The sequence below is a fragment of the Neisseria sp. P0021.S007 genome, from assembly GCF_051956855.1.
The window spans coordinates 1-921 of the sequence record NZ_JBQCXA010000228.1 but is presented as its reverse complement, the minus strand read 5'-3'; the positions used below and the strand labels follow the sequence as shown (position 1 = coordinate 921).

Sequence of the window (921 nt, the reverse complement as noted above, 5' to 3'; positions counted from 1 at the left end):
TCGGTTTGTCTTGGCTTCGGTTTTGTTGTTGGGCTGGTTGTTTGCGCGCAGTAGGTTCGCGACTTTGGCGGCTTTGTCGGCGCGGCAATGGCTGGGTTTGACGGCAGCCGCTTCCGTCGGCGTGTGCGGCTATGCGGTGTTTTTTATGCTGGGTTTGCAGACTATGCCGGCAGGCAAGGCGGCGGTGGTCGTGGCGGTGAATCCTGTGTTGACGCTGCTGTTGGCAACTTGGTTTTTCGGCGAGCGTCTAAACGCGAAGATTTTGGCGGGTATGCTGCTGGCGGTCGGCGGTGCCATTATGGTGGTAACGCAAGGGCAGCCGTTGACGGTATTGTCGGGCGGCATCAAGGCGGGGGAGTGGCTGATTTTCGGCTGCGTGGTCTGTTGGGCGGCTTATACCTTAATCGGTCGCGCGGTTTTGCGCGGGATAGATGCGCTGACGGTAACGACGGCAACGTCGTTCATTGGTGCGTTGATGTTGTCGGTGGTGGCGTTGTGGACGGACGGAATACCGTTTGAGGCGATAGCGGCAATGGATGGGCGCGGTTGGACGGCCTTGGCGTGGCTGGTCATCGGTGCGACGGTATTGGCCTATGCGTGGTATTTCGAAGGCGTAAAGACTTTGGGTGCAGGCAGCGCGGCGGCGTATATTACGCTTGTGCCGATTTTCGGTGTGCTGTCTTCGGCGTGTTTTTTGGGCGAACCGCTGCATATTTCGTTGGTTGCGGGCTGTGCGGCGGCAGTCGGCGGCATGACGCTGATGCGGTACGGGCAGAGGGCCGTCTGAAGTTGGGTAAATACTCGGATTTTGGGCGATGGGGTTGCGATTGCCAAGCTGTTGCCGGCCATAATCTTATTGCAGGGTAAGATTATGGTCTCGGTTCAGTGTTCGATTTAAAAATTTGACACCCTGCCTCCAAC

At 57.7% G+C, this 921-nt stretch carries 1 protein-coding gene; it reads left to right on the top strand.

Translation table 11 applies throughout. From position 1 onward, the window contains the following. On the top strand, positions 1–787 hold a 787-nt coding region (locus tag ACTHUR_RS12420), incomplete at its 5' end, for a DMT family transporter (RefSeq protein WP_440398787.1). Between the last annotated feature and the right edge of the window lie 134 nt (positions 788–921).